This is a genomic window from Pseudomonas sp. NY15437, from assembly GCF_048068435.1.
Classification (GTDB): domain Bacteria; phylum Pseudomonadota; class Gammaproteobacteria; order Pseudomonadales; family Pseudomonadaceae; genus Pseudomonas; species Pseudomonas nitroreducens_B.
The window spans coordinates 466,744-492,077 of the sequence record NZ_JBLUQC010000003.1 but is presented as its reverse complement, the minus strand read 5'-3'; the positions used below and the strand labels follow the sequence as shown (position 1 = coordinate 492,077).

The 25,334-nt window shown below is 66.0% G+C and carries 20 protein-coding genes; 9 read left to right on the top strand and 11 right to left on the bottom strand.

Annotated features, from left to right (window positions below; translation table 11 throughout):
* Positions 1 to 17: 17 nt before the first annotated feature.
* Positions 18 to 1,634: a gamma-glutamyltransferase family protein gene (locus ACNFIA_RS09720; protein ID WP_416784414.1), complete on the top strand. Its 1,617-nt coding sequence runs from the start codon at positions 18 to 20 to the stop codon at positions 1,632 to 1,634.
* A 69-nt stretch (positions 1,635 to 1,703) separates the two neighbouring features.
* Here ACNFIA_RS09720 and ACNFIA_RS09715 read toward each other — a convergent pair whose 3' ends face one another.
* Genes ACNFIA_RS09715 through tssB form a run of 4 tightly spaced genes read right to left on the bottom strand, consistent with a single transcriptional unit; the run spans position 1,704 to position 6,960 of the window.
* Entirely contained in the window at positions 1,704 to 2,546 is an 843-nt protein-coding gene (locus ACNFIA_RS09715) for an OmpA family protein (RefSeq protein WP_416784412.1), read from the bottom strand.
* Between the two features lie 49 nt (positions 2,547 to 2,595).
* Positions 2,596 to 4,434, bottom strand: a complete 1,839-nt coding sequence (locus ACNFIA_RS09710) for an ImcF-related family protein (RefSeq protein ID WP_416784410.1) — start codon at positions 4,432 to 4,434, stop codon at positions 2,596 to 2,598.
* Positions 4,424 to 6,439: a type VI secretion system contractile sheath large subunit gene (tssC, locus tag ACNFIA_RS09705; RefSeq protein WP_416784408.1), complete on the bottom strand. Its 2,016-nt coding sequence runs from the start codon at positions 6,437 to 6,439 to the stop codon at positions 4,424 to 4,426. The genes ACNFIA_RS09710 and tssC overlap by 11 nt, the downstream gene beginning before the upstream one ends.
* 11 nt (positions 6,440 to 6,450) lie before the next feature.
* Positions 6,451 to 6,960: a type VI secretion system contractile sheath small subunit gene (tssB, locus tag ACNFIA_RS09700; RefSeq protein ID WP_259755330.1), complete on the bottom strand. Its 510-nt coding sequence runs from the start codon at positions 6,958 to 6,960 to the stop codon at positions 6,451 to 6,453.
* Positions 6,961 to 7,563: 603 nt separating this feature from the next.
* Between tssB and ACNFIA_RS09695 the strand changes: the two genes are divergently transcribed.
* Positions 7,564 to 8,760: an MFS transporter gene (locus tag ACNFIA_RS09695; protein ID WP_416784406.1), complete on the top strand. Its 1,197-nt coding sequence runs from the start codon at positions 7,564 to 7,566 to the stop codon at positions 8,758 to 8,760.
* A 26-nt stretch (positions 8,761 to 8,786) separates the two neighbouring features.
* On the opposite strand, the gene ACNFIA_RS09690 is transcribed toward ACNFIA_RS09695, so the two are convergent.
* Entirely contained in the window at positions 8,787 to 9,560 is a 774-nt protein-coding gene (locus tag ACNFIA_RS09690; RefSeq protein ID WP_416784404.1) for an ABC transporter ATP-binding protein, read from the bottom strand.
* Positions 9,561 to 9,702: 142 nt separating this feature from the next.
* Here ACNFIA_RS09690 and ACNFIA_RS09685 point away from each other — a divergent pair, with 142 nt between their 5' ends.
* The 4 genes from ACNFIA_RS09685 (at position 9,703) to ACNFIA_RS09670 (ending at position 12,727) form a co-directional block, all read left to right on the top strand.
* Complete coding sequence (locus ACNFIA_RS09685) at positions 9,703 to 10,044, top strand: hypothetical protein (RefSeq protein WP_416784402.1); 342 nt, start codon at positions 9,703 to 9,705, stop codon at positions 10,042 to 10,044.
* Between the two features lie 212 nt (positions 10,045 to 10,256).
* Positions 10,257 to 11,618 (top strand): OmpA family protein, encoded by a 1,362-nt coding sequence (locus tag ACNFIA_RS09680; RefSeq protein WP_416784400.1) that lies wholly within the window; start codon positions 10,257 to 10,259, stop codon positions 11,616 to 11,618.
* 342 nt (positions 11,619 to 11,960) lie between these two features.
* Positions 11,961 to 12,386: a hypothetical protein gene (locus tag ACNFIA_RS09675; RefSeq protein ID WP_416784399.1), complete on the top strand. Its 426-nt coding sequence runs from the start codon at positions 11,961 to 11,963 to the stop codon at positions 12,384 to 12,386.
* Between the two features lie 161 nt (positions 12,387 to 12,547).
* Entirely contained in the window at positions 12,548 to 12,727 is a 180-nt protein-coding gene (locus ACNFIA_RS09670; protein WP_259755338.1) for a hypothetical protein, read from the top strand.
* Positions 12,728 to 12,761: 34 nt separating this feature from the next.
* Here the strand turns inward: ACNFIA_RS09670 and ACNFIA_RS09665 are convergent, their stop codons facing one another.
* From ACNFIA_RS09665 to ACNFIA_RS09640, 6 genes are all read right to left on the bottom strand, one after another.
* Positions 12,762 to 13,871 (bottom strand): M14 family metallopeptidase, encoded by a 1,110-nt coding sequence (locus ACNFIA_RS09665; protein ID WP_416784397.1) that lies wholly within the window; start codon positions 13,869 to 13,871, stop codon positions 12,762 to 12,764.
* Positions 13,872 to 13,932: 61 nt separating this feature from the next.
* Positions 13,933 to 15,207 carry an MFS transporter gene (locus ACNFIA_RS09660; protein WP_416784395.1) on the bottom strand — a complete coding sequence of 425 codons (1,275 nt, stop codon included), beginning with the start codon at positions 15,205 to 15,207 and terminating at the stop codon, positions 13,933 to 13,935.
* A gap of 2 nt (positions 15,208 to 15,209) precedes the next feature.
* A complete protein-coding gene (locus tag ACNFIA_RS09655) occupies positions 15,210 to 16,397 on the bottom strand; it encodes a M20 aminoacylase family protein (protein WP_416784393.1) in 1,188 nt (395 codons plus the stop codon).
* Positions 16,398 to 16,506: 109 nt separating this feature from the next.
* Complete coding sequence (locus ACNFIA_RS09650) at positions 16,507 to 17,412, bottom strand: LysR family transcriptional regulator (RefSeq protein ID WP_416784391.1); 906 nt, start codon at positions 17,410 to 17,412, stop codon at positions 16,507 to 16,509.
* A gap of 948 nt (positions 17,413 to 18,360) precedes the next feature.
* Positions 18,361 to 19,719 carry a DUF1329 domain-containing protein gene (locus tag ACNFIA_RS09645; protein WP_259755344.1) on the bottom strand — a complete coding sequence of 453 codons (1,359 nt, stop codon included), beginning with the start codon at positions 19,717 to 19,719 and terminating at the stop codon, positions 18,361 to 18,363.
* A gap of 32 nt (positions 19,720 to 19,751) precedes the next feature.
* Positions 19,752 to 21,605 (bottom strand): DUF1302 domain-containing protein, encoded by a 1,854-nt coding sequence (locus ACNFIA_RS09640; RefSeq protein ID WP_416784389.1) that lies wholly within the window; start codon positions 21,603 to 21,605, stop codon positions 19,752 to 19,754.
* Positions 21,606 to 21,886: 281 nt separating this feature from the next.
* Between ACNFIA_RS09640 and ACNFIA_RS09635 the strand changes: the two genes are divergently transcribed.
* From ACNFIA_RS09635 to ACNFIA_RS09625, 3 genes are all read left to right on the top strand, one after another.
* Entirely contained in the window at positions 21,887 to 23,209 is a 1,323-nt protein-coding gene (locus tag ACNFIA_RS09635) for a CapA family protein (RefSeq protein ID WP_416784387.1), read from the top strand.
* 232 nt (positions 23,210 to 23,441) lie between these two features.
* A complete protein-coding gene (locus ACNFIA_RS09630) occupies positions 23,442 to 24,116 on the top strand; it encodes a polysaccharide lyase family 7 protein (RefSeq protein WP_416784385.1) in 675 nt (224 codons plus the stop codon).
* 620 nt (positions 24,117 to 24,736) lie between these two features.
* Positions 24,737 to 25,333, top strand: coding sequence for a GNAT family N-acetyltransferase (locus ACNFIA_RS09625; RefSeq protein ID WP_416784384.1), 597 nt, complete (start codon positions 24,737 to 24,739; stop codon positions 25,331 to 25,333).
* Position 25,334 lies beyond the last annotated feature (1 nt).

The following is a 25,334-nucleotide window of genomic DNA, read 5'->3' as shown; positions in this document are numbered from 1 at the left end:
ACCGAAGAGAGTTTTCCATGCTGAGCTTCTCTGCCCACGAATATCCCTACGCCTCCCAGCGCCAGAGCGTGTTCGCTCGCAACGGCATGGTCGCCGCCTCGCAGCCCCTGGCTGCCGAGGCCGGCATCGCCATGCTGCGTGCCGGCGGTAACGCCATCGACGCCGCCATTGCCACCGCCGCCGCATTGACCGTGGTCGAACCCACCGGCTGCGCCATCGGCGGCGACGCCTTCGCCCTGGTCTGGGTCAAGGACCAGCTGCACGGCCTGGACGCCAGCGGCCACGCGCCCGCCTCCCTTTCCATCGACAAGGTCAAGGCCGCCGGCTTCGACAAGATGCCCGTGCATGGCTGGCTGCCGGTCACCGTGCCGGGCATCCCCTCGGCCTGGGCCGCGCTGTCCGCGCGCTTCGGCAAGCTGCCCTTCGCCGACCTGCTGCAACCGGCCATCGCCCTGGCCCGCGACGGCTTCCCGGTCTCGCCGGTGGTCGCCCACCAGTGGGAAATCGCCCGCCACGAATACCAGCAAAGCCGCGCCGCCGTGCCGGCGCTGGAAGCCTGGTTCGACACCTTCACCATCGACGGCGAAGCGCCGCGGGCAGGCCAACTGTTCCGCAACCCGGCCCAGGCGAAAACCCTCGCCGAGCTGGCCGAGACGCGGTGCGAAAGCTTCTACCGTGGCGCCATCGCCGAGCGCCTCGCCGCCCACTCCGCGGCCACCGGTGGCGAGCTGAGCGCCGCCGACCTGGCCGGCTACCAGCCCAAGTGGGTCGAGCCGATCAAGGCCAACTACCGCGGCTATGACGTCTGGGAAATCCCACCGGCCGGCCAGGGCCTGATCGCCCTGATGACCCTGAACATCCTCCAGGGCTACGACTTCGACCAGCGCGACAGCCAGCTCACCTGGCACCGCCAGCTCGAAGCGATGAAGAAGGCCTACGCCGACGGCCTGCACTACATCACCGATTCGGAGCACATGCGCGTCAGCACCGCCGCGCTGCTCTCCGACGACTACGCCGCACGGCGCCGCGCCGAAATCGGCGAACGTGCCGCCGAGCCCAAGCATGGCGACCCGCACGCCAGCGGCACCGTGTACATCGCCACCGCCGATGGCGAAGGCAACATGGTCTCGTTCATCCAGAGCGCCTACCACGGCTTCGGCTCCGGCGTGGTGCTGCCTGACAGCGGCATCGGCCTGCAGAACCGTGGCTCGGAATTCAGCCTCGACCCGGCGCACTCCAACGCCCTGGCGCCGGGCAAGAAGACCTTCCACACCATCATCCCCGGCTTCCTCAGCAAGGACGGCGTGGCCGTCGGCCCGTTCGGCGTGATGGGCGGGTACATGCAGCCCCAGGGCCACGTGCAGATGGTGATGAACCTGGTGGACTTCGGCCTCAACCCCCAGGCCGCGCTGGATGCTCCGCGCTGGCAGTGGCTGGGCGGCATGAAGGTCGGCATCGAACAGCACGCCAACCGCGACCTGGCCTTCGGCCTCGCGCGGCGCGGCCACGAGGTGGAGATCGCCTGCGACCTGACCGACTACGGCCGCGGCCAGATCATCGTCCGCGACCCGCAGACCGGCGTACTCTGCGGCGGCACCGAACCGCGCGCGGACTCGCATATTGCGGTGTGCTGAGGACGTTGTGGCGCCTCGCCGACAGCCACGCGGCGGTCGGTGAGGCGGAAACGTCAGCGCGGGCCTCGCTCAGTGCGCCGTGCAGGCGCCGCCTTCCGGGGTGAGGGTTATTTCGACTCGCCGATTGGCATTGCGCCCCTCTTCCGTCGCATCACTGGCCACCGGCTCGCTGTCCCCCGCGCCGCGCACCTCGAAGCAATCGTCCGGGATGTCGCCCATGCGCTGCATCCAGTCGCGCACGGCAACCGCACGATCATGGGAAAGCGCCAGGTTACGCCGGGTATCCCCGGTCGAATCGCTGTGCCCGGTGATGACAATCAGCCAGCCCGGCTGCGCCTTGATGTCGATCAGGCTGTTGATCAGCACTTTGTCCGACTCGGGCCGCAGAACGGCCTTGCCCGGCGGGAACAGCAGTTGGCCATCCAGGCGAATCGGCTTTGAAGGCTCCCCAGCCGGCGCGGCCGGTTCGTTTACTGAGAGCGGTCCAGCCGCCGGTATCACCCGCCACCCTTGGCTGTGGGCCCAGGCGAACAGCCCTGTCAGCAATGCCAGGCCCATCAACAGCAGCAGCCAAGGCCAGAGCATCCGGCGTTTGCGTTGAGGAGACTGGACTGCCGTGGTTGCATCGCCAGCCGACCTGGATACCGCCACCGCCGTGGTCGCACGGCGCGGCACACGCACCGCACGTGCTTTTTCCGCAGGCACGGGGATTGCCCGCGCGGCGTTGCGCTCGTCCAAAGGCACAGGCGGCGTGTTCTCGACGGCCGCGTCCGGCTGGTCGGCAGTCGCCTTCGCGGCGTCCGGCAGCCGTTCTACAGCAGGCGTGGTTTCGGCCGCAGGGATTCCTGCCTCCGGCGCAAGCCGTCTGCTCAGTCCCTTGAACTGGCTGGTCAGCGCTTCCAGCGCCGGCATTGCCGCCTGGTCACGGCGATGCAGAACGTCCGCCACCGCTCTGAGCTGGCTATCCAGCGCATGCAGAGTCGGTCTCGCCGACCATGTCCATCAGCGTCATTGCCGCGTAGTTGTTGCTCGCCCGGTCGAGTACCTGCTGATACAGGTTGGCCACGCCGTTGCGCCGCCCCAACTGCCCCAGCAAGACCTGGCGGGCCTGGCCTACCAATTCGGGCTTGGCCTCGATGCGCCACTCCGGATGCGCTGACAGATGTTGCGCGTAGAAGGCCCACAGATTAGGCGAGATGCCCTGCCAGAGCCCCGGTGCCACGCCAGGGCGCTCCGGCTCCTCGGCGATCAGCTGCTTGGTCAGGAAGGTTGCGTCGACCTTGTCCGGCCGCGCCATCATCAGATAGGCCTTGAGCTGCGCGTGAGCCTCTTCGGCACGCGTTGCCCGCTCGGGGCTGTCCGCCGGCAAGGCGGCCAGTTCGCTCAACTGTTGCTCCAGATGCTGCGTCGCCGCATCGCGCATCAGTTGATTGTTGGCCTGGGCATAGCGCGGCCACAGCGACTCCAGCAAGGCATCGTTCTGGCTCAGGCCAAAGCGCTGATACCAGGGCACACCGTGCTCGCGCCGGTAGTCCAGCCGCGCGATCTCGCGGGTCAACTCGTTGAGCGCCATCAGTTGCGCGTCCCGGTCCTTCGGCTGGCCTATGGTTTCCAGAGCGGTTTCCACCGTGGCGATCTGTGCGCGGTTGCTGGTGAAAGAGAGCAGCAGAGCGAGTAGGCACAGGCCCGCTGCACCGAGAGCAACCATGTACAAGCCACGCAGCCAGCCCCAACCCAGCATTCGCCCGCGGGCTTGCTTGTCCCCACGGATGGCATCCCAGGCTGGCGGCGGCCACCAACTGTGCTTTCGCTGCGCGTCGCCTGCTTTTTGCGGCAAGCTGAACAGCAAGCCACGCAACGGCACCCCATGGGCAAAGCTGCCGGCAAATAGAGTCAGGGTGTTTTGCCACAGGCTGATGCCAGTTCCGTTCAGGTCTCTGGACAAGCGCAGGAGGAAGTCACGGGACGCCCCCCCTTCCAGATGCTCCACCCCACGCTCACGCAGGGGGACCACCAGTTGCCTGAGGGCATTCTCCACTTGCCCAGGGGCTGCGCCTGCACACAGCAGACAGCCCACCGCAGCATTGGCGTGGCCATCCTGCTGCCAATCGCTGCGCGTGACTTGCCACAGATACAGCGGGGCCTGCCAGCGCAGGGTACGCGCCAAGGAATGCAAACGGCGCACTCCCTCGCCGAAGTTCTCCTCCCGCGCGGCCTGTTCCGCGGTCAGTGCCCATATCACACCGTCCAGCGGCTTGCGCCAAGACAGTTTCCGCAGGTTTTCGGGCCACTGGCTTTCCCAGGCTTCCTTCAGCGCACCGCCCCACAGCAGCACACTACCGTGCCCCTCTTGCCAATGTTGCGCAGCGAGGCCGGGGGCAATTGCCTCGATCTCTTCCGGCTCGCCCACCACCAGTAGCACACGGACGTGACGACGCCAGAAGTAACCATAGGTATTGCGCAGGCGCTCACGCACCTCGATAGCCGCGCTGTCGTTCCGTTTGTCCTTTTCTGCCGCCGCATCCTTCGTTTGGGCCAGCTCGCCCACCAACGCCTGCGCCCGACCAACCGCCAGGGACTTCCAGGCCTTCAGATACAGCGGGCAGAACAAGCAAAGCCCCAGCCAGATGAGTACCCCGCACACCGCCAATTGCTTCGCGGGGAGACTGGGCAGCTCCAGCCAACCACCCCACAAACCGTATGCCAGGCAACCCAAAGCCACCAGCACCGCGACCGCCAGGCAATAGACCAGCCCCGCAATGCTCATCGAGCTTTTGCTTGTTGCCTTCTCAATCGCCATGAGACACCACCACACCCATTGCCAACCGCCCCGCTTCATCCTTGCCCAGCCAGCCACAGGCATTACCGCTTTCCGCCGTTTGGAAGGCCGCCAGCGACATGCCCACGAACGGCGCCAGCTCACCCAGTGCGCCCCAGTAGTCCGCCAGCGGGTGCTGAGCGGCCGCCCATCCCCCGTCGACGAAAGCGCCCACACTAGCGGCATCCAGCGCCAAGCAATCCGCTGGTGCCTCTGTCAACCCGGCGTAACGTTGCATCTGTGAACAGAGTTCACTCGCCGACTCCCCTTTTTCGGCCAGCAGATACTCGCCGCGATGCAACCGCAACGTCCCCTTGCGCCCAACCACCCAGACGAAGCCAGCCTCACCAGGCACCTCGCCCTCATCGGCCTCATTGCGCGAGACCACGCCCGCGCACAAAAGGCAATCCCCCTCCTCGGGGCAGGCCTGGGGGAAGGCATCGATCAACGCATCCAGGTCATCCAGCGAGTTGAGCTGCCAGCGTGTGTCGAGCACCGTCACACCCGCAGTGGCCAGCGTATCGAGGAACACAGACTCACTACTCGCATCGCCCATCCAGGCCAGGCCGCACAATCGCGGCCAGCGCTCCTCACGTCCCGGCAACGCCAATGCCAGGCGCGCCAAGTGCCGGCCTAGCCCCAACACCCGTTGCTCCCCGGTCGAACGTGCCGCCTGGCAGCGCAACCGCGTTCCGCTTGCGTCGGTCTCCGGTTGCGGCATCGCTGTGGCAGCCATCAAGCCCTGGTAATACACCTGCGCGTCGCCAGCCGGCCCCAACAGCAGCACCTGGTCCACCGGCAGCGCCGCGCTGCGCCGCTGCCACCAGCGCTGCAATGCCTGGTCCAGCGTCTGCCGATAATCGCGATTCTTGTAGTACGAGAGCGGAATGAAGCCGAGGTTGGCGAATTCGAATTCGCGGGTTTCGGGGATCATCACTTCCGAGGGGATCTTCACCTGATTACCCGTCCCCAGGTCGTACAGGTGGATCGGCAGGTCGGTGACCGCCCCGCCCGCCTGCGGGCCACGGATCTGCACGCACCAGCCGTTGTTGATGAAGCTCTTCACCATGTTGGCGGCGAAGGAGAAGGTCGCGTTGGTCCACAGGTACTTGTCGTGGTCCGGGCCTTTTACGTTTTCGATGTAGTTGAAGCTGCGCACCGGCACGGTATCCGGGCCGTATGGCAGGCGTCCCAGCACGCGCGGCATGGTCAGGCCGATGTAGCGCGCGTCGTCGGAATCACGGAAGGATTTCCACTTCAGGTACTCGGCACGGTCGAAGTAGTTGCCGATGTCCTTGATTGCCGCCACTTCCTCCATCGTTTCCTTGCCGAAGAAGGCCGGCCCCACCGAGCCAATGAAGGGCATGTGGGCAGCGGCGGCCACCTTGGAGATGCTGCGCAGCAATGCGATATCCCGCGGGCCGCGATCGAACTCGTAGTTGGAGATCGCTGCCGCGATGGGCTCGCCGCCGGGCGTGTCGTATTCCTGGGTGTAGGTATGGACGTAGAGGCCACTCTGGGCGATTTCCGGTGCGTCCTCGAAGTCCTGCACCAGGTGGTCCTTGCTGACATCCAGCAACTCGATGCGCACGTTCTGACGGAAGTCGGTCTGGTCGATCAGCGATTTCACGCCGCGCCAGGTGGATTCGACCCGCTGGAAGTCGGGGTGATGCATGATCGCGTCCAACTGACGGCTGATCTGCTCGTCCAGTTGAGCGATGTGCTCGTCCAGCAGCGTCTTGTCGAGGCGCTCCACTTTCTGCGAGGAGCGCTTGAGCAGATCCAGGAAGACGCTGACCGCTGCCGTGACACGCTCGTCAGCAGAGACGTCCGAGAGCACGTCGGTGTTCTGGTAGGCCTCGATGTCGGTCAACGACGACACCGGGTTCAGGTTGATCTTGTCGAACAGCGCGGCATAGACGCCCTGCGCCTCGCGAGTGTGTACGGTGTTGCCAGTGGCGGATACGGTGCTGGTTTCTACGGACATGTCATCTCTCCTTACTGTTTCGCATCGTCTTGCGGAGCCAGCGCGGCGAGTTCGGCGCGCAGTTCGCTGCTCAGGGCGTCATCCTTGAGGATGCGTTCGAGTTCGCGACGGAAAGTGACGTTGTCCAGCAGGTTCGATTTGAGATCGCGCAGCAGATTGCGCATGGCCAGCAGGGCACGAAGTTCGGGCAACTGACGGGCGACTTGTTCGGGCTCGAAGTCCTTCATGTCGCGGAACGTCAGTTCGACGCTGGCGTCGGAGCCATCGTTGGCCAGGGTATTGGGCACAGCGACTTTCAGGCTGGGCTGGAATTCAGCCAGAACACTATTGAAGTTGTTCTTGTTGATATCGATTTTGCTACGCTCGGATAGCGGGCGACTTTCCCGACCGTTACTGTAATCACCCAACACCATGAGCTTCAGCGGAAGTTCGACTTTCTTCTGGGCGCCGCCAGTGTGCAAATCGAGCTTAATATTAACGCGAGCTTTCGGAACTTCATTCTGGAAACTATCAGACGCCATGATTACCCTGCCTTACAATTCCTTTGTTAATGCAAGCACGCATCACGGCAGCAACTCTGTATCGAGCGTTGCACGCGACGAATCTGATATCGAAGCCACTCCGGCGACTGGACTACCCAGTTGTCACCCGAGCCACTTCGTCAGAATGATCAGGAATACCCAAATCTTTGTAACCCTTCCATGCCTGCGATTCGGTTCACTTCGACAACTCGCGAAGACTGCCATGAACTGAAGCCAAGACAAGCCCGCCAACAGACCCAGATTAAATTCAGGAACTTTCCTACATAGCCAATTAACTAATCAGCCAAAACAAGTAATTTTCTCGATTCTCGATAAGGAAAAATTCCGACGGAATATTCCGATACATGGGTTTTCATCCGTTTCCTCAGACGCTCTGCGACGACAGGGTTGGGAAAGGTGGTGGACTCCCGGGTTCGTGTCTTCGCACCAAGGCACGCTCCAGGCGGCGCCTGCCGTCGACAGGGCCTCTTGCATTGCAGCGTCCTGCTACCGAGATCAAGATGCCCGCCGATTTTCTTTTGGTGTTCCGTCGCCGCCGCTCGTCTTAATGGAGATGAGCCGGCCGCAAAGGAGTCCGCCGCTATGACCGCCATGCCTCCCCAGGCGCCCACCCTCAACCTGCGCCCGCTGATGTTCGAGACGTTCGTCTGCACGGTGGCGGTAATGTCCTTCGTCGCGCTGATCGGCCCGGTGGCGCGTACCCTGGGTCTGGCGCCCTGGCAGGCGGGGATGACGGTGACGGTCGGGGGCATCGCCTGGATGCTCATGGCGCGGGTCTGGGGTATCGCCAGTGACCGGCTGGGCCGACGCCGCGTGCTGCTCAGCGGCCTGGCCGGCTTTGCACTGACCTATGCCCTGCTCTGCGCCTTCATGGCGTTGGCCCAGAACACCTCGATGCCGCCGTGGCCGGCCTTCGTCGGGATGGTTGCGCTGCGCGGGCTGGCGGGAGGTTTCTACGCTGCCGTGCCGGCCTGCTCGGCAGCGCTGGTGGCGGACCACGTGACAGCGGACCGGCGTGCCTCGGCCATGGCGGGCCTGGGAGCGGCGAGCGCCATGGGCATGGTGATCGGCCCCAGCGTCGCCGGCTTGCTGGCCATGCTCGGGCTGGCGCTGCCGCTGCTGCTCACGTGCCTGCTGCCGCTGCTGGCGTTGGGCGTGCTGTGGCAATGGCTGCCGCGGTATGAGCGCCCCCGTGAGCGCAAGGGCCCTGCGCTGGCGATCAGCGACGCCCGCCTGCGCCGTTCGCTGACGCTCGGTTTCATCGCCATGGTCTGCGTGACCGTGGCACAGATGACCGTTGGCTTCTTCGCCCTTGACCGTCTGCAGTTGCCGCCAGCCGAGGCCGCCCGGGTTGCCGGTATCGCTCTCACCTCGGTGGGCGTGGCGCTGATCGGCGCGCAAATGCTGGTGCGCAGGCTCAACTGGGCCCCGCTGCGCCTGATCGGCGTTGGCGGCTGCGTCTCGGCGCTGGGCTTTGCCTCGGTGTGCTTTGCCGTGGCCCCGTGGATGCTCTACGTCTGCTGCTTCGTCGCGGCGGCGGGGATGGGCTGGGTGTTTCCTGCTGTATCGGCGCTCAACGCCAATGCGGTGGAAGCCGATGAGCAAGGCGCCGCTGCCGGCAGCCTGGTGGCGGTGCATGGCCTGGGCATGATCAGCGGGCCACTGCTGGGTACGCTGCTGCACCAGGTGGACAGCCGCGCGCCCTACGTGCTGGTCGCTGCGCTGCTGCTGCTGGGCGTGGCGTGGACCGTGCTGCCACGCCAACGCGCTGGAGCATGACCGACTGATTTAGCGGGCGCCGGCGCTCAGGCGTGCCAGCAGCGATACCAGCCATCCTTCTCGGTCACCTTCAGCGGGGCCTCGTACAACACCGACAGGTGCTCGCTGGTGAGAATCTCGGCCTTGGCTCCATCGGCCACCACCTTGCCGTTGGCGATCAGTACGACGCGATCGATCTCCGGGATGATCTCGTCCAGGTGGTGGGTGGTGATGATCATCGCGTGCTCCGGGCCGCAGAATCGCCGCAGCAAGGTCAGCATCTGCAGGCTGGCGCCCATGTCCAGGCCGTTGGCCGGCTCGTCGAGGATCAGCGCACGCGGCTCGTGGATCAGCGCGCGGGCCAGCAGCAGGCGGCGCTTCTGGCCGGTGGACAGGCGCTGGAACATGCGCTCGGCATAGTCGTCCATCTCCACGGCAGCGAGCATTTCCCGCGCCTTGTCGATCTGCTGCGGCGTCGGCTGCAGGTGACCATGGCTGCCGATGGCGCCGAAGAAGCCGGAAATCACCACGTCCAGTGCCTGGGTGAAGGGCGTGTAGTCCTCCTGCAGGTCCTGGGAGACGAAACCGATACGGCTGCGCAGATCCCACAGGGTGACGTTCTGCAGGCCGAACAGGTTCAGCGAGCTGTCGGGCCTATCCACCGGGTAGAGCTCGCGGCTGATCAGCTTGAGCAGCGTGCTCTTGCCAGCGCCATTGGGGCCGAGGATGGCGACCTTCTCGCCTTCGCCGATGTGCAGGGAGAAGCCATCCAGCACGCGGGTCTGCTGCTGGTAGGCGGTGATATTGTTGAAGTCGATCATGGGGGAATCAGTCATGGACGAGCGGAGGGAGATGTCTTCTAACACGCGCCGCCCCTTCGTGGCATCCTCCGTGTCGTTAAGCGCGTCATAACCTGTGGCGACTAGCCTGCCACCCCTTCTCAAGACAGCGGGGGTACGCCCCATGAAGGAACCGGAAACCCGCACACTGGACGACGATATCTGCGTCCATATCTTCACCGTCTCCGCCACCATGGTCGGTGTGTGCCTCACGGTGATCGGCATCATCCGGCTGATCATCACCCTCCAGCGGCAGGACCTGATCATCGACGATCTGGTGGCGCTGAACATGCTGCTCTACGTGGTGTCGGCCTTCTGCGCTTACTGGAGCCTGCGCGCGCACCGCACGCGGCGCAGCCAAGCGGTCGTGCGAATCGCCGACTGCGTGTTCCTGGTTGCGCTGCTCTTCACGGCAGCCAACGCCGGCTTCATCACCTGGGCAATGACCTCCGCCCCCGCCGCATGACCGGGCCAGACGCGCCGTGGCGGCAATGTTGACGCCTGGCGGTATCGGCCCCTGATACGGGCGATGGCGGGGATCATTTGGGAAAAGGCTGACTGAACGCCATCCGCAGCAACTCCGAGAATGTGTGCCCCCGCGCGCAACGCGACGGGGGCTGTTCTGCCCCGCACACGCATCGAGCGTCGGGCCAGCATTCAATTCCAGCGGAGTTTCTGATGCTAGACACCATCATTCACCAAGCCGCCCTGCGGGGCATGGGCACCCAGGCACGGCGCTTCGTCGGGCTGCTTGCCGAGTCGCTCGTCAGCAGCAGAAGCGGAGGCTTCCAAGGCTTGATCAAGCGCTTCGATGACGCCGGACTCGGCACGCTGCTGCGCTCCTGGATGGACCACCCGCCGGCCGACCACGCGCTGCATCCCGACCAGTTCGCCGCCGGCTTCGGCGCCGAGGAAAGCAGCCGCCTCGCCAAGCTGCTGGGCGTCACCACCGGCGCGGTCAACCTGGCCGGCGCCGGGGCGCTGCCCAAGCTGGTCAGCCTGCTGACCGCCCAGGATCGCAACCCCACTGCCCTGCCGGCACACCTGAGCGCGCTGCTGCACCAGCAACCCGTGCACGCCGAGAGGCGTCATGGCCTGGGCTGGCTGTTCTGGCTGCTGCTCGCCGCCCTGCTGGCACTGCTGGTAGTGGCCATCAGCAACGCCCGCCCGGACAAGAGCACCGCCGCCGTACCGGCCACCACCCCGGCGCCCGCGCCTGTCGCTCCGGCGCCGGTGGCGGAAGTCCAGGAAACCGTGGTCCAGGAACCGGTCGAGCAGGCCCCTGAGGAGCAGCACCCTGCGCAGCTGCAACTAGCCAACCAGGACGGCAAGATCACCGTCAATGGCAAGCTCGCCAGCGATGAGGAAAAACAGCGCCTGTGGGACGCCCTGAAGGCCCAGTTCGGTGCCGACAACCTGAGCGGTGACATCAGCGTCGATGCGCACACCCTGCCGACCGGCTGGATGGACAAGCTGATCGCGGCCCTGCCGCAGCTGGCCGCCAGCGGGCTGAAGATCGGCTTCGACGGCGACAAGCTGTCCGTCGATACTTCCGCCCTCCCCGAAGACCAGCGCTTCGACATCAGCCAGAAGCTGCGCTCGCTGTTCAGCGGCTACTCCATGAGCGGCCTGTGGGAACGCGCCACCGCAGCCCTGGCAGGCCTGCAATCCGGCTTCAGCGCCCATGATCTGGTGCAGGCGCTGAACCTGATGAACGTGTACTTCGATACCAACTCCAACGCCATCACCGCGGACAGCCAGGAGATCCTGGCGCGCGCGGCCGAGGCGATCAAATCCGCCCCGCAGGACACCCGCATCGAAGTGGGCGGTCACAGCGACAGCGTCGGCACTGACCAGGGCAACCTGGACATGAGCCAGAAGCGCGCCGACGCGGTCGTGGCCAAGCTGGTGGAACTCGGCGTCGCCCCCGCCACCCTGATCGCCAAGGGCTATGGCGCCACCAAGCCCATCGCCGATAACGCGACCGAAGAAGGCCGGGCGAAGAACCGCCGTATCGAGTTCACCGTTCAGGCTGAATGATCCCGGTCTTTTGCAGGCACCGCCGCCCATCCGAATCGGATGTCCGCGGCGGATGCCTGTAAAGCCAGCGTTACACCCTTCCCTCTCGCCAGCGGCCGCGCCCCGCCGCTGGCGCCTTTCCTCGATCGCACGCTTGGCTATTGCCACGTGCAGTGCTTATGCACGAATGCACGTTGACAGTCTTGTCATGCTTCTTGTGAGATGGCGTTTCGTTCAGGCAAATGGCGTTGCCGGCTGACTGTGTGAGCGTTGTGCCTGCAATGCCGCGATGACGAAACTTGGGCGATCCCGACGGTCGCTTTCGAAAGTTTTCTCGTTTCATCGACACAGGAGATGCCGGCGATGTTGAACCAGGCACCCCGGAATACCCAGGACGTCGAATTCGACGAGCAATTCCTCCTCGCCTTCGAAATCCAGGTCCTGCAGAAGGCCCTGCCGGCCTTCGAAGAGGCCTCGCGCTTCGCCCGCGACCGAGGTCTGCGCTGCAGCGTCGAGCTGATCACCAACGCCGACGGCCATCCCGAACTCAGCCTCAGCGCCACCCAGCGCGACGACCTCCCCGACAGTTGTTATCGCCTGATCGCCGACCCGGCTGCCCAGGGTATCGTCCACGAAGAGTTCACCGCGGTGAACCGCCGGACGCGCCGCCAGGGCGCGCGCCTGACGTCGCTCACGTCTCGCTCGCTGGAGCTGCAGCTGGAGGCCTTCTTCATGCACGCCTTCGGCATGCGCCTGGACTACTCTTACGAGCATGCTTCTGGACTCTAGGTTTCTCCGACGCCGGCCGTCGGTTCGGCCGGTTGCGGAACGAGCGTTCCGTCGGACAGTTCCTGCAAAGGATGATTTATGGCAACGATGAACGCGTCGAAGTCGCTATTATTCGCGCCCTGTGCGCCACCTCGTGCGTGTTTCCTCGTTGTCGCTTCGCCATGAATGAATTCCTCGTGCATTTTCAGGACGGTCACTGCCTGGGCAAGACCGTGCTGCGCTCGTTTTCCCGCCAGATGTCCCTTTCCGAGGCGCGCGTGCGCCTGCAGGCCTGCTACCCGCTGCGCGTTCCGCATCTGCTCAACATCCTGCACCTGACACCGATGTTGCCCGGCCGCTGAGCGGCCCCAGGCAATCACGGCCCCCGGCGCTCGCTCAGCGGGACGCGCGCACCGACGCTGCCTGCGCCTCGCCCAACCCGACGAGGGCCTGGCGCGCGGCTTCGCCGGCCTGCGCGAGCACCTGGCGCTTCCAGCCGTCCTCGTCCACGTAGAAGGCATCGCGCAGCTGCCGATGGATGCGCAGGGCCTTGTCCGCCGGCACACCGGGATTGTTCGCCAGCCACTGGTCCGCGCGCAGTGCCTTGAGCACCTTGAGTCCCGGCAACGTGCCGTATTCCAGTGCGATGGCCGTCAGCTCAGCCTGCGGGCACTCGCTGGCCGCGGCGAGGATCATCTGCCCCTGCAACTGCACCGACACCGACCCGCCTTCGTGGGCGGACGTCACCTGCGCGCCCCACCAGCGGCGCGTGCGCGCGAGGGTCCGCGGGTCATTGGCGCCAACGTAGATGCGCTCTCCGTGGCCCTTGGGTCCCAGGCCGGTGTGCACGTCGATCCAGCCCAGCCGGGAGCAGTCGCGGGCGTGCTGGCGCAGCACCTGGCGCACCGCCTGGTTACTCCAGGTCGGCTTGGCGCCGATGTAGAACAGACCGTTGGGATGGCTGTCCTGGCCGCTGGAAATCGCCGCCTGCAGTTGCTTGCGGCCATGGCGCACGGCGTAGCGCAGCAGTTGCAGGTGGCTGGCGAAAGACGGCCAGCGGCGCGGAACCAGGATCGGGTCGAGCGTCGCGTAGGCCTGGTTGCGTTGGCGCGGCTGGGAGAAGTCGATGAAATTTCGGTTGAGGTCGACGTTCTCGTGGGTCCAGCGCCGCCACCAGGAGAAGCCGTAGGGGTTGGCCGCATGCAGGTAGAGCACTGCGCAATCGGCCTTGGCGCACTGCTCCAGCCAATCCGGATCGTGCAGCAGCGCGACCTGCACCGCCGAGCCGCAGAAGCCCTCTACACCGTGGCATCCGCTGCTGATGATCAGCAGGTTGCGCGCATCGAGCGGGCCGCTGCGTGCCACATCCAGCGCGAGCGGTTCGCCGTCGCGGCCGGGCAGTGGATGACGGTGGGATTCGACGACCAGATTGGCCGACAGGCAGGCGGCGAGAAACTTGCCACGCGCTTCGGCGTAGCTCTGGGAAAAACAGGCAGACGGGTTCATCACCACTCCGGATGATTGGGACAAAAAACCGGGCCCGACGTACGGGCCCTTCGGGGGACGATCAGGCGTGGCCGACGGCGCCCGGCAGCGGCGCTTCGCTGTGCTCGCCCTGCAGCGATTGGCGGGTGCGCTCGGGGGCGATGATCCGGCAGCCCAGGACGGCGCAGACCACGGTGAGCACGCCGAACAGGCCGAGGGCGGTCTCGAAGCCATGGGCGATATCGCCACCGCGCCACTCCACCAGTTGGCCGACGATCCACGGCGCGAGCATGCCGGCGCTGGTCATGCCGCCGATGTGGATCGCCAGCATCGAACCGCGCTGTGCGCTGGGGGCGATGTAGGCGACCAGGGTGTTGCAGAAGGTTGGCAGGACGTTCACCAGGATCGCGCCCAGGGCGTAGAGCACCAGGATCGCCAGGCGATCGCCGTGCAGCACGGTCAGTGCGCAGAAGGCCAGGCCAGCGACCGCCGCGAAGAGCATCGGCGGCAGCACCATGGCGCGCTGCACCGAGGCACCGCGCTGCATCGCCCGCTGCGAGAGCGTGGAGAGCAGCAGGTTGGCGAGGATCACCCCGACCGTCACCACCATCACCGTATAGCCCGACTGCATGGGCGTCATGCCCTGGCCTTTCTGCAGGTAGACCGGCACCCAGCTGTACACCAGCGCGGTGGGCAGATAGCTGAGGAAGCCCATGAGGGTGATCCAGACGAAACTGCGGTTGAGCAGCAGGCGGCTGTAGGGCAGACGCAGCGACGCACCGGGCCCCTCCGCCTCGGTCTGCTGTCCTTCACGGCCGAAGAGGAGCCAGACCACCAGCCAGATCAGCCCCAGCAGGGCCAGCAGGAAGTACGCGGTTCGCCAGCCGAAGTGCTGGATCGCCAGCGGCAGGCTGAGTGCGCCAAGGACCGCGCCGAGCATGATCGACACCTGGATCAGCGCCGACGGCAGCACGCGCTCCTTCGGGCCGAACCACTTGAAGCAGGCATGCTGTGTCACCGCCGTGCCCGGCCCGGTGCCGGCGCCCAGCAGCAGGCGGCCCGCTACCAGCGCGGCAAAGCCGCTGGACAGCGCCACCAGCAGTTGCGAGGCCATCCACACCAGCGACATGCCCGCGAGAATCCAGCGCGTCGGGAAGCGGTTGGCGAGGAAGCCCACCAGTACGCCGGAGATGGAGTAGAGAAAGAAGAACGCACTGCCGATGAAGCCGAACTCGGTCGGCGACAGCTTCAGCTCGTCGATGATCTGCGCGCCGGCGAAGGCGAAGATGGTCTTGTCGAGCACGCTGATGACCATGACCAGCATCAGCAGCACGAGTACCCCGTTGCGTCGAGTCATGCTCAGGCTCCCATGTCCAGGACGGTTTCCACCAGCCGCACCCAGAGCGCCGCGCCGAAGGGAATGGCGGCGTCGTTGAAGTCGTAGCCGGGGTTGTGGACCATGCAGCCGCTGGGGCCACTGTTGCCGTTGCCCAGGGCGATGTAGCAGCCGGGGCGGCGTTCCAGCATCCAGGCGAAATCCTCGCTGCCGAGGAAGCCCGAGGGAATCTCGGAGAGCAGCCGCTGCGGGCCGACCAGCTCGGTCAGCACCTGGCGTGCGAGACGGGTTTCCTCCGGCGTGTTGACCAGCACCGGCACCAGTTCCTCGTAGTCGAACTGCAACTCCATGCCATGCACGGCGGCGATGCCACGGGTGATCTCGCCGATGCGCCGCTTGAGCAGCTCGCGCACCTCCGGCCGGGTGGCGCGCACGCTCAGGCGCAGGTCGGCGTGCTCGGGAATCACATTGGCCGCCTCCCCCGCCTTGAGCATGCCCACAGTCACGACGGCCACCTCGGTGGACGGCACGTTGCGCGCGACGATGCTTTGCAGCGCCAGCACCAGTTCGGCGGCGGCGAGGATCGGGTCTCTGGCCAGGTGCGGCATGGCGCCGTGGCCGCCGACGCCGGTCAGGCGGATCGACACGCGGTCGGACGATGCCGTCAGCGCACCTTCGCGGGTCAGGAAGCAGCCCACCGGCAGGCCCGGCGCATTGTGCAGCGCGTACACCGCATCGCAGGGGAAGCGCTCGAACAGGCCGTCGTCCATCATCGCCACGGCGCCGCCCAGGGTTTCCTCGGCGGGCTGGAAGATCAGGTTGAGGGTGCCGTCGAAGGCGCGTCGCTCGGCCAGGTCACGCGCGGCGCAAAGCAGGATGGCGGTATGCCCATCGTGCCCACAGGCGTGCATGCGGCCGGCGTGCTGGCTAGCGTAGGGCACGCCGCTGGCCTCGTCGATGGGCAGCGCGTCCATGTCGGCGCGGATGCCGATGCTGCGCGCGCTGTTGCCCTGGCGCAGCACACCGACCACGCCGGTGCCGCCCACACCTTCGTGGACGTCATAGCCCCATTCGCGCAGGTAGCCGGCAACGATGGAGGCCGTGCGTGCCTCCTCGAACCCCAGTTCCGGGTGTTGGTGGAGGTCCCGGCGAATCCGGACGAAGGTTTCCTGGGAAGCGAAAAGACGTTCAAGGGTGGGGTGCTGACTCATGCCGCATCCTGCTCATTGTTCTGATGTGGCCGGCAGGATGCCCCACGCGCGTGGCGCTGAATAATGACCTTCGCGCATGCTTATCCAGGCTGGTTATCGACGCCTGCCTTCAATCGGCCTTGCGCAGGTGCGGGCCCTTGAAGGCGTAGACCAACTCGTCGACCAGCGTCTGCGCCTCGCGGGTCATCAGTTCCGGCGGGCGGCAAACCAGCGAGATGTCGGTGCCCGGCACGGTTTCGGCGATGTCCAGCGCGTCCAGGGTACCGGAGACGATGGGCAGGTCGAACACCCGCCGCGACCAGAAGCTCACCGCATCCGTGTTGGCCGCCAGCTCCGCGTAGAGCACCACCGAGGCGCATTCGATGACGCGCTCGGGATGGCGCACCTGGTATTGCTCGAACATCTGCCCGGCCAGGGACACATCCAGCGAATCGGGCACCAGCCATTCCTCGTCCAGCAGCTCGTGCAGCGAACGCGCGTGGCGCAGCGGATGCCCCTTGCGCACGGCCAGCGTGGTGGGCTGGGCGTAGAGCTCCTGCCAGTGGAAACCGTCGACGTTGCGCGAGGACGGCTGCGAGGTGAGCACCAGGTCCAGCTGCCCTTCGCGCAGACCTTCAAGCAGCTTGGCGGGCCGCAGCTCGTTGATCTGCAGTTGTACCTTGGGGTAGCGCTTGCGGTAACGCAGCAGGCAACTGGCGAATTGCTGGCTGGGCGTCACGGGTGACACGCCGATGGCCACGCGACCGTCCATCGCGCCCTTGAGCGTCTCGATCTCATCCCGCGCGCGGCGCACCTCCTCCACCACCAGCCGGGCGCGGCGCACCAGGCGCTCGCCGTATTCGGTGGCGGTGATCCCGCGGTTGGAACGCACCAGCAACGGCACGCCCAGCTCGGCTTCCAGCTCCTTGATGCTCTTGGACAGGGCCGGTTGGGAAATATGCAGCAGGCGCGAAGCCTCCTGGATGCTGCCGCTCTCACAGATGGCGACGATGGCGCGTAGTTGATGCAACTTCATGGAGGGGGCGTCGGCTCGGGTTCGGTGACAGGGTGGAACATAAAGCAAAATCGAGGCCGGCGTGGGTAACGGTTGGTAAACGCGGGAGGACTGGTGGGTCGCTGGGGTGTTTTTGCGGGGTGATTCAGGCGGCGCGCGCCCTGGGAGTTTCGCGCTTTGCCAGCATGGGTATCGCTGCGCTCTACGCCATCCTACTGCGAGGTTTTCCTGTGACGGCTGTGCGGCTGGGAGGATTCGCGGACAGGGTCCGCTCCTACAAAACCCTTAGCTTCAGCGCTGACCTGCATGAGCGCGCCATACGCGCGGTCGCGGGCATGGCCCGCTCCTACACGAACCGCGCCCTGCCTGTAGGAGCGTGCCATGCACGCGATGGCGGACAAAGTCCGCTGCTACAGGGGGAGTTCAGTGTTGGGCGGTTCGCGAGCAAGCTCGCTCCTACAACAACCACCTCCTCGGCTTTGGCTTTGGCTTTGGCTCTAGCTCTGTGGTCTTCCAGAGAAATGTCCAAACACGCCGAATGCCCCGTTCAGGAGGCCGAGTGGAATCGGAGTTCCAGGGGTAGAGCGGCATGGATGCCGCGAGAGCCGCGATGGGCCAGGGATGGCCCACCGCGGCGTGCCCCTGGAACTGCGATGGAGCGAGGGCATTTTTCGCCTGAGCGAAAAACCGGATGTCCGGGGCGAGACCTTTGCCTTCTTTGGGTCGTTTGCCAAAGAAGGTCGCCCGAGGGGGCGAAACAGGGAGTCCGCGCGTACGCCAAAGCGGCGCAGAAACACCCATGTCGAAGCAGTGATACAGGATCAACGCCCGAGCAGAAGACGGCGCCGGATCTGCCGGCGGATCGCGGGCATGGCCCGCTCCTACAGTGAATGCGCGACTCGAAAAAAAGCGGCCCGAAGGCCGCTGATAAACACATCGGAGCGCCGGTGAGCGCCGCTGGAGCCCGCCTCAGCGGATGCCCGTAGCGCGCAAGGCGTTGGGGGTGAAGTCGTTGCTGCTGGACTGCACGGCGAAGTCGTAGCTGCTCTTCTCCTCGTTGCGCAGGCCGGACACCGTGTAGCGGCCGGACAGCACGTCATAGTGGGTTTCCGCCGTCAGCCAGGTGAACTGCTGGTCGTAGAACGGCCGCGCATGGCCCTCGGCCACGCGCCAGAGGCTGCCACGGCCGTCGTAGGCGTCGGCCTCGGCGATCTGCCAGCTGTCCTCGTCGATGTACAGGTCACGCTTGCTGTAGATGTGCCGCTGGCCCGGCTTCAGGGTCGCCACCACGTGCCACACGCGGTGCAGTTCGTAGCGGGTGTGGTCGGGGTTCAGGTGGCCGGGCTTGACGATGTCGTCGTACTTCAGCGTCGGCGAGTCGAGGGCGAAGCTGTTGTAGGGGATGTACAGCTCCTTCTTGCCCACCAGCTTCCAGTCGTAGCGATCCGGCGCGCCGTTGAACATGTCGAAGTCGTCGTAGGTACGCATGCCTTCCGCGCCGGGGCTGTCGTAGCCCACCTGCGGGGCGCGGCGCACGCGGCGCTGACCGGCGTTGTACATCCAGGCCATGCGCGGCTCCTTGACCTGGTCGATGGTCTCCAGCACCAGCATCACGCTGCCGGCACGACGCGGCGGCGAGAGGATTTCCTGGCGGAAGTAGTAGAGGATGTTGTCCATCTTCGCCGGGTCGTAGTCCTTGAGCCCGAACGGGAAGGCGAACTGCTCCTTCATGTAGCTGATGGTGTAGGCGCCATTGCTCTGCGGGTTCATCTGCGCGGTGGTGCGCAGCATGGCGTTGCCACGGTAGCGGGTGACGTGGTTCCAGATCACTTCCAGGCCGTTCTGCGGGATCGGGAACGGCACGGTCATGCTGAAGTGGGTCAGGCCGTTGCCGCCTTCGGCCAGCGAGGTGGCGGTGGCGTTCTTCTTCGCCGCGTCGATCACCGCCTGCGGGTAGCTGGCGCTGCGATGGCTGGGGTAGACCGGGATACGGTAGGTGTCGGGGAAGCGCTGGAACATCGCCAGTTGCCCCGGGGTGAGCTTGTCCTGGTACTGCTGGGCGTTCTGCGCGGTGATGGTGAACAGCGGCTTTTCCGCGGCATAGGGGTCGGCCAGGAAGCCACCGGCGTCGGCCTTGCCGGCGTTGGGTGCCAGGCCGCCGGTCCAGGCCGGGATGCTGCCGTCGGCGTTGCCCGCCTTCTCGGCGCCAATGGGGGTGAGTTCATTGCCCAGGCGCGCAGCCTGGTCGGCGCCGACCGCGGCCATGACCTGCCCGGCGAGCAGGCCCAGCGTCAGGCAGCCGGCCTGCAACCATTGCGTGTTGTTCATGCGTTTACCTCTAGGACTGGGGCTGGCGGGCATCAGAAGCTGACGCCCAGGCTGACGGCGAGGAAGTCGCGGTCGGTGTTGACGTTGTAATCGCCGCCGAAGTAGTCGGTGTAACTGATGCTGGCGGTGTAGCGGGTCAGGTACTCGGCATCGAGGCCGACGCTGACCGACTTGTCACCCTCGTTGAATGTCGGGCCGTAACCCTGCACGTCGTGGGCGAACGCCAGGTTCGGCCGCAGCGAAACGCCGCCGATCAGGTCGTTGTATTCCAGGCCCGCGCGCACGCGGTAACCCCAGGAGTTCTGGGTGTAGAAGCCCTTGTCGTCGCACTGCCCGGGGTTGGCCGGGTTGACCACCTTCTGGCAGATCGCGTTGCCCGACAGCCCCAGCAATGCCGAGGTGCCGGCGCTGGCCAGCTCACCGTTGCCATACACGCTGCTGCGGCCGAAGCGCAGGTCGGAGCCGTCGGTGGAGCCCAGGTCGGCGATGTGGCTGAAGCCGATCTCGCCCACCAGGGTCAGGCGCTCGGCGCCGATCAGCTCGATCTGGTCGAAGGTGCTGGTGAAGGTCATCTGCGCCTGGGTGAACGGCTTGCGCTCGTAGCCCTGGATCAGCGAGCCGTAGGCCGAGTCGGCCCAGCCGCTGGAGAAGATCGGCAGGCCGCCGTTGACCAGCGGGTTGGTTGCCGCCGAGCCAAGGGTGGCGGCGCCGGAGACGTCGCTGGAGTTGATGCCCAGCGGCATGTTCGGTCGGTAGCTGATCTCGCCCTGCACCGCCGTGCTGCCCCAGGTGGTGTTGAAGCCCAGGCCGTAGAGGCGGATGTCTTCGGGGTAATCCAGGTACCAGCGCGCGGTACTCACGCCGCCCTGCCCGATCAGCCCGCCCACCGGGTCGGCCAGCGCGCCCTTGCCCACTACCCAGTTACTGGTCGGCGTGCGGCTGTGGTAGTTCATCGCGTAGGCGGAGAACTCGGTGTCGTTGACCATCCAGCGCAACGCCACGCCGAACTGGCCGCCGTCGCGGGCGTCGTGGTCCTTGCCGCGCGGCACGTAGCCGTAGCCGCCCTTGATGCCGGTGCCGTCGATGTCGCGGTCGAAGTCGCTGCCGTTCACCGCCATGTTGATGTCGCAGCCCTTGGCTGCCACGTCGCTGCCGAAGAAGGTGCCGCAGTTGTCCGGCACGGTCTTCTCCCACTCCAGCTGGTAGAAGGCCTCCATGGACAGGGTGTCGGTGAGCCCCTGGTTGAAATACAGCATGCTCACCGGGATCAGCGCTTCCTTCACCTCGGAGCCGGGGCGGCGCAACGCGGCGACGTCCGCCGGGTTGATCGAGTTGATGCCGTTCTGGATGAAGGTGCTCTCGCCCCAGCTCACCACCTGGCGCCCCAGGCGCACGGTGCCCGGCAAATCGCGCAGTTCGTAGTTGTGGTAGATGAACGCGTCGAGCAGCTCGGCGCCGGAGGACTGGGCGGCGGTATCGCGGCCGCTGTCATCGATGTCGTAGAGCGGACGGTGCTCGTCCTTGAGTTCGAAGTCGTACCAGTACTTGCCACGCACGAACAGGCCGCTGTCGCCGTACTTCAGCTCCAGGTCGTGCAGGCCCTTGAAGATCTTGGAGAAGGTCTCGCCCTTCTTGAAGTTCAGCCGGCCGTCGTCGGAGGTCTGGCTGGACGCCGTGCCGCCGTTGCGGGTGCCGATGAACTTCTTGTCCGGGTTGTCCATCGCCCAGCTCGCACCGATGGACAGCGTCGAGTCGAAGCGCCCCTCGATTTCCCCCACGTTGAAGCTCACTGCGTGAGCCGAAGATGCCCCGCCAAGGGCCATGCTGGTCGCCAGCGCCAGCGCGTGCGGCCTGAAGCCTGCGGCGCCGGTTATTGTTCTTTTCATGCTGATCTCCGCCTGGATCGTGCTGGCACGGCACGCCGTGCCACCCCTGCTCCGCGGCTCGTTGGCCGGGAGGCGGTCGCATGGTAAGAGCGCTGTCGCAAGGCTGACTTCTGAAAAAAAGTGATGCCCATAGCCAGAATGAAAACACCGGGATCGTGCCGCTGGCGGGGCATTACGGGCGATAACCGACGGCTATCGCGATACCCAGGATTCAGCCGACCCGGGCCGCGCATTGGCCTAAAGTCCGCCGCCATCAGCGATTCCCGACCCCGAGGTGGACCATGAAGATTGCGTTGACCGGCGACAGCATCCTGCAGCGCCGCCTGAACAGCCGCGACGACGAAACCCTGCGCCCGCTGTTCGACCTGCTGCGCGGCGCGGACGTCAGCTTCACCAACCTGGAAGTGCTGCCCAACGACTTCCAGGGCGATGCCGTGCTGGAAAGCGGCGGCTCGCACTTCGGCGCGCCATCCTGGGTGCTCGACGAGCTGGTGGACGGCGGCTTCGACCTGTTCTCCACCGCCAACAACCACAGCCTGGACTACGGCATCGCCGGCCTGCACGCCGCCCATGCCCAGCTGCACAAGCGCGAGCTGCTGTTCGCCGGCACCGGCCGCAACCTTGAGGAGGCACGCCGCCCGGTGTACTGCACCAGGCCCGCCGGCACCGTCTCGCTGCTGGCCTGCACCTCCACCTTCGGCAAGGGCCAGGAAGCCAGCGAGCAGACCCGCGACATGCCCGGCCGCCCCGGCCTCAACCCGCTGCGCTACGACACCGTGCACCAGCTCGACGGCGCGCAGATGGAGGCCATGCGCGGCATCATCGCCAGCCTGGGCCTGGACCGCCTCTACCAGGGCGCCGTGGACCTGGGCTTCGCCCACCCGATTCCCGATCCGTCGCTGGCGGTGTTCGGCCCCTTCACCCCGCTGCTGTTCCGCCAGGGCGAAAGCGCACGCCTGCGCACCCTGCCGCGCAAAAAGGACATGGACGACATCCTGCGCTGGGTCGAGGAAGCGCGGCTGATGTCCGACGTGGTGGTGCTGAGCATCCACGCCCACGAACTGGGCCACGACGCGACCGGGGAATGGAACCTGGAAGTGGCCGCCGAATTCATCCAGCCGGTGGCGCGGCGCATGATCGATGCCGGCGTCGACATCGTCATCGGCCACGGCCCGCATCTGCTGCGCGGCCTGGAGATCTACAACGGCAAGCCGATCTTCTACAGCCTGGGCAACTTCATCGGCCAGAACGAACTGGTGGAACGCCTGCCGGCGGACAGCTACGAACAGTTCCGCGTGGACCGTAACCAGACGCCGTCGAAGGTGTTCCTGCAGCGCACCCGGAACGACACCCGCAGCTTCCCCTCCGATGCGCGCTTCTGGGAAAGCCTGGTGCCGGTCTGCCAGTTCGACGGCCGCCGCCTCACCGGCATCGAACTGCACCCGGTGAGCCTGGGCCTGGGCGAGGCGGTACACCGCCGTGGCCGCCCGCGCCTGGCCGAGGGAGAACAGGCCGAGGCGATCCTGCAGCGCTTCGCCGCACTCTCCGAGCCCTATGGGACGCAACTGTCCATGGACGGCCCGGTGGCGCGCGTCCGCCTCTGACCAAGGGCCAGGGCGCAGGTGCCACCCTTGTAGGAGCGAGCTTGCTCGCGAACCGCTTCTGCCGGCACCGATGCTGCCATGCGGTTCGCGAGCAAGGACTGGGCGTCCCCCTCGCTCCTACAGCGAAAGGTCCTGCCAGAACGGCCACCATGACCGCTCAGCCGAAATTTCGATGGCGGCGAAACCCTGCCCGGTCAAAACCAGCACCCCCACCGCAGCAGGAGTGCCTGGTATGACCGTGAACATCGACAACCTGAACATCGCCCTGCCCGTCGGCAAGACGCCCACCGACACCCTCGCCATCGAGCTGCCCGGCCCGCAGGCCCTGGCGCAGTATCCCGAGCTGGTGACGCGCTTGCCCGACGGCAGCCTGCGGCTGACCGCGCCGACCCAGGGCGCGGCGAGCAAGAGCGTGCACCGCACCCGCTGCGAGTGGAAGGAGCCCATCTACTGGGCGCTGAGCAGCGCCACCGAGCACGTCAACCGCCAGCTGATGGCCGTCACCCAGGTGAACTCCGCGCAAAAGGTGGTGATCGCGCAGATGCACGTGAAGGACGATGACAGCCCGTTGCTCAAGGTGTTCTGGCAGAAGGGCAAGCTGACCATGGGCTTTCGCCAGAGCTTCAACCAGGAGACGCCGGTGAACAGCACCGTGCTGGACAATGTGCCGCTGGGAGCAGATTTCGACATCCTGATCCGCGCCACGTCCAGCCTGACGCTGACGGTGCAGGCCAGCTGCAATGGCCGCACCTCGAACGTGGCGCCCATGACGCTCGACGCCAGCTGGGCGGCGCGCGTGTTCGACTTCCACGGCGGGGTCTACAACCAGATCGACTTCAGCGCGACGACGCTCGCGACCGATGCCTCGGTGTGCGTGATCAAGGATCTGCAGATCAGGCATGCGTGAGTGCCCCAGGCACGCGGCGCCGTGCCGGCGCCGTTCGCGGGCGTGGCCCGCTCCTACAGTTGGCGGTCGTCTTTGGGTAGGAGCGGACCCCTTGTCCGCGAAATCCAACGCGGCGTCATCCATGCTCACCGGCAAGCACCGTTGCGCAGCGCCCATGTGTAGGAGCGCGCCATGCGCGCGATCGCGGGCGTGGCCCGCTCCTACCGTTGATGACCGTCTTCTGGTAGGAGCAACTGTCCTTCACCGGAACGCCGTTCCTGGGTTTTCCCTCTCCCTAACCCTCTCCCTGAAGGGAGAGGGGATATCCGTGCCCAGCGATCTTCCGTGTCTGCCGATGAGCTCGGTGTTAACCGCGCACGCCGGACGGCTCCCGCTCCCTTCGGAGCGGGGCGCGTAGCCAGGGCGGGGGGAGAGGGCGTGCGCCGGCGCGATATTTCAGGTAGGAGCGGACCTTGTCCGCGAAATCCATCGCGGCGTCATCCATGCTCACCGGCAAACACCGTTGCGCAGCGCCCATGTGTAGGAGCGCGCCATGCGCGCGATCGCGGGCGTGGTCCGCTCCTACAGAAATGCACCGGCATCCGGTAGTCTGTGATCGCACTCCACCAGAGCCCAAGAGCATGCCCGCCCTCACCTGCCCGCACCTGACCGGCCAGCACGTCGAACTCCTGCCTCTGCGCGCCGAACACGCTCAGGCCCTCCTCGATGCCGCCGCCGACGGCGAGCTATGGAACCTGAAGGTCACCGTGGTGCCCGGCCCGGATACCGTCGACAGCTACATCGCCAAGGCCGAGAAGGGCCAGGAGGAAGGCACCGTCCTGCCCTTCGCCATCCTCGACCGGCGCACGGGCAAGATCGTCGGCAGCACCCGCTTCTGGAAGGTGGACCGCACCAATCGCAAGCTGGAGATCGGCCACACCTGGCTTGCCCTGTCGGCGCAGCGCACGCCGATCAACACCGAGGCCAAGCTCCTGCTGCTCACCTACGCCTTCGAGGCACTGGACTGCGTGCGCGTGCAGTTCACCACCGACGAGCTGAACGAGAAATCCCGCGCCGCCATCCTGCGCCTGGGCGCGGTGCAGGAAGGCATCGTCCGTCACGAACGCATCATGCCCGACGGCCGCAAGCGCAACTCGGTGCGCTTCAGCATCATCGACAGCGAATGGCCCGAGGTGAAGGCGCGGCTGCTGGAGCGGCTTGCCCCGCAGCTGACCTGAA

Bases quoted from the DNA above. Each gene is read 5' to 3' on its own strand.
- ACNFIA_RS09685 (WP_416784402.1), top strand. From the start codon at position 9,703: ATGAAGGAACCGGAAACCCGCACACTGGACGACGATATCTGCGTCCAT.
- tssB (WP_259755330.1), bottom strand. From the start codon at position 6,960: ATGGCGTCTGATAGTTTCCAGAATGAAGTTCCGAAAGCTCGCGTTAAT.
- ACNFIA_RS09720 (WP_416784414.1), top strand. From the start codon at position 18: ATGCTGAGCTTCTCTGCCCACGAATATCCCTACGCCTCCCAGCGCCAG.
- ACNFIA_RS09655 (WP_416784393.1), bottom strand. From the start codon at position 16,397: ATGAGTCAGCACCCCACCCTTGAACGTCTTTTCGCTTCCCAGGAAACC.
- ACNFIA_RS09625 (WP_416784384.1), top strand. From the start codon at position 24,737: ATGCCCGCCCTCACCTGCCCGCACCTGACCGGCCAGCACGTCGAACTC.
- ACNFIA_RS09660 (WP_416784395.1), bottom strand. From the start codon at position 15,207: ATGACTCGACGCAACGGGGTACTCGTGCTGCTGATGCTGGTCATGGTC.
- ACNFIA_RS09690 (WP_416784404.1), bottom strand. From the start codon at position 9,560: ATGATCGACTTCAACAATATCACCGCCTACCAGCAGCAGACCCGCGTG.
- ACNFIA_RS09665 (WP_416784397.1), bottom strand. From the start codon at position 13,871: ATGAACCCGTCTGCCTGTTTTTCCCAGAGCTACGCCGAAGCGCGTGGC.
- tssC (WP_416784408.1), bottom strand. From the start codon at position 6,439: ATGTCCGTAGAAACCAGCACCGTATCCGCCACTGGCAACACCGTACAC.
- ACNFIA_RS09630 (WP_416784385.1), top strand. From the start codon at position 23,442: ATGACCGTGAACATCGACAACCTGAACATCGCCCTGCCCGTCGGCAAG.
- ACNFIA_RS09650 (WP_416784391.1), bottom strand. From the start codon at position 17,412: ATGAAGTTGCATCAACTACGCGCCATCGTCGCCATCTGTGAGAGCGGC.
- ACNFIA_RS09715 (WP_416784412.1), bottom strand. From the start codon at position 2,546: ATGCCGGCGCTGGAAGCGCTGACCAGCCAGTTCAAGGGACTGAGCAGA.
- ACNFIA_RS09640 (WP_416784389.1), bottom strand. From the start codon at position 21,605: ATGAAAAGAACAATAACCGGCGCCGCAGGCTTCAGGCCGCACGCGCTG.
- ACNFIA_RS09695 (WP_416784406.1), top strand. From the start codon at position 7,564: ATGACCGCCATGCCTCCCCAGGCGCCCACCCTCAACCTGCGCCCGCTG.
- ACNFIA_RS09635 (WP_416784387.1), top strand. From the start codon at position 21,887: ATGAAGATTGCGTTGACCGGCGACAGCATCCTGCAGCGCCGCCTGAAC.
- ACNFIA_RS09710 (WP_416784410.1), bottom strand. From the start codon at position 4,434: ATGGCGATTGAGAAGGCAACAAGCAAAAGCTCGATGAGCATTGCGGGG.
- ACNFIA_RS09675 (WP_416784399.1), top strand. From the start codon at position 11,961: ATGTTGAACCAGGCACCCCGGAATACCCAGGACGTCGAATTCGACGAG.
- ACNFIA_RS09680 (WP_416784400.1), top strand. From the start codon at position 10,257: ATGCTAGACACCATCATTCACCAAGCCGCCCTGCGGGGCATGGGCACC.
- ACNFIA_RS09670 (WP_259755338.1), top strand. From the start codon at position 12,548: ATGAATGAATTCCTCGTGCATTTTCAGGACGGTCACTGCCTGGGCAAG.
- ACNFIA_RS09645 (WP_259755344.1), bottom strand. From the start codon at position 19,719: ATGAACAACACGCAATGGTTGCAGGCCGGCTGCCTGACGCTGGGCCTG.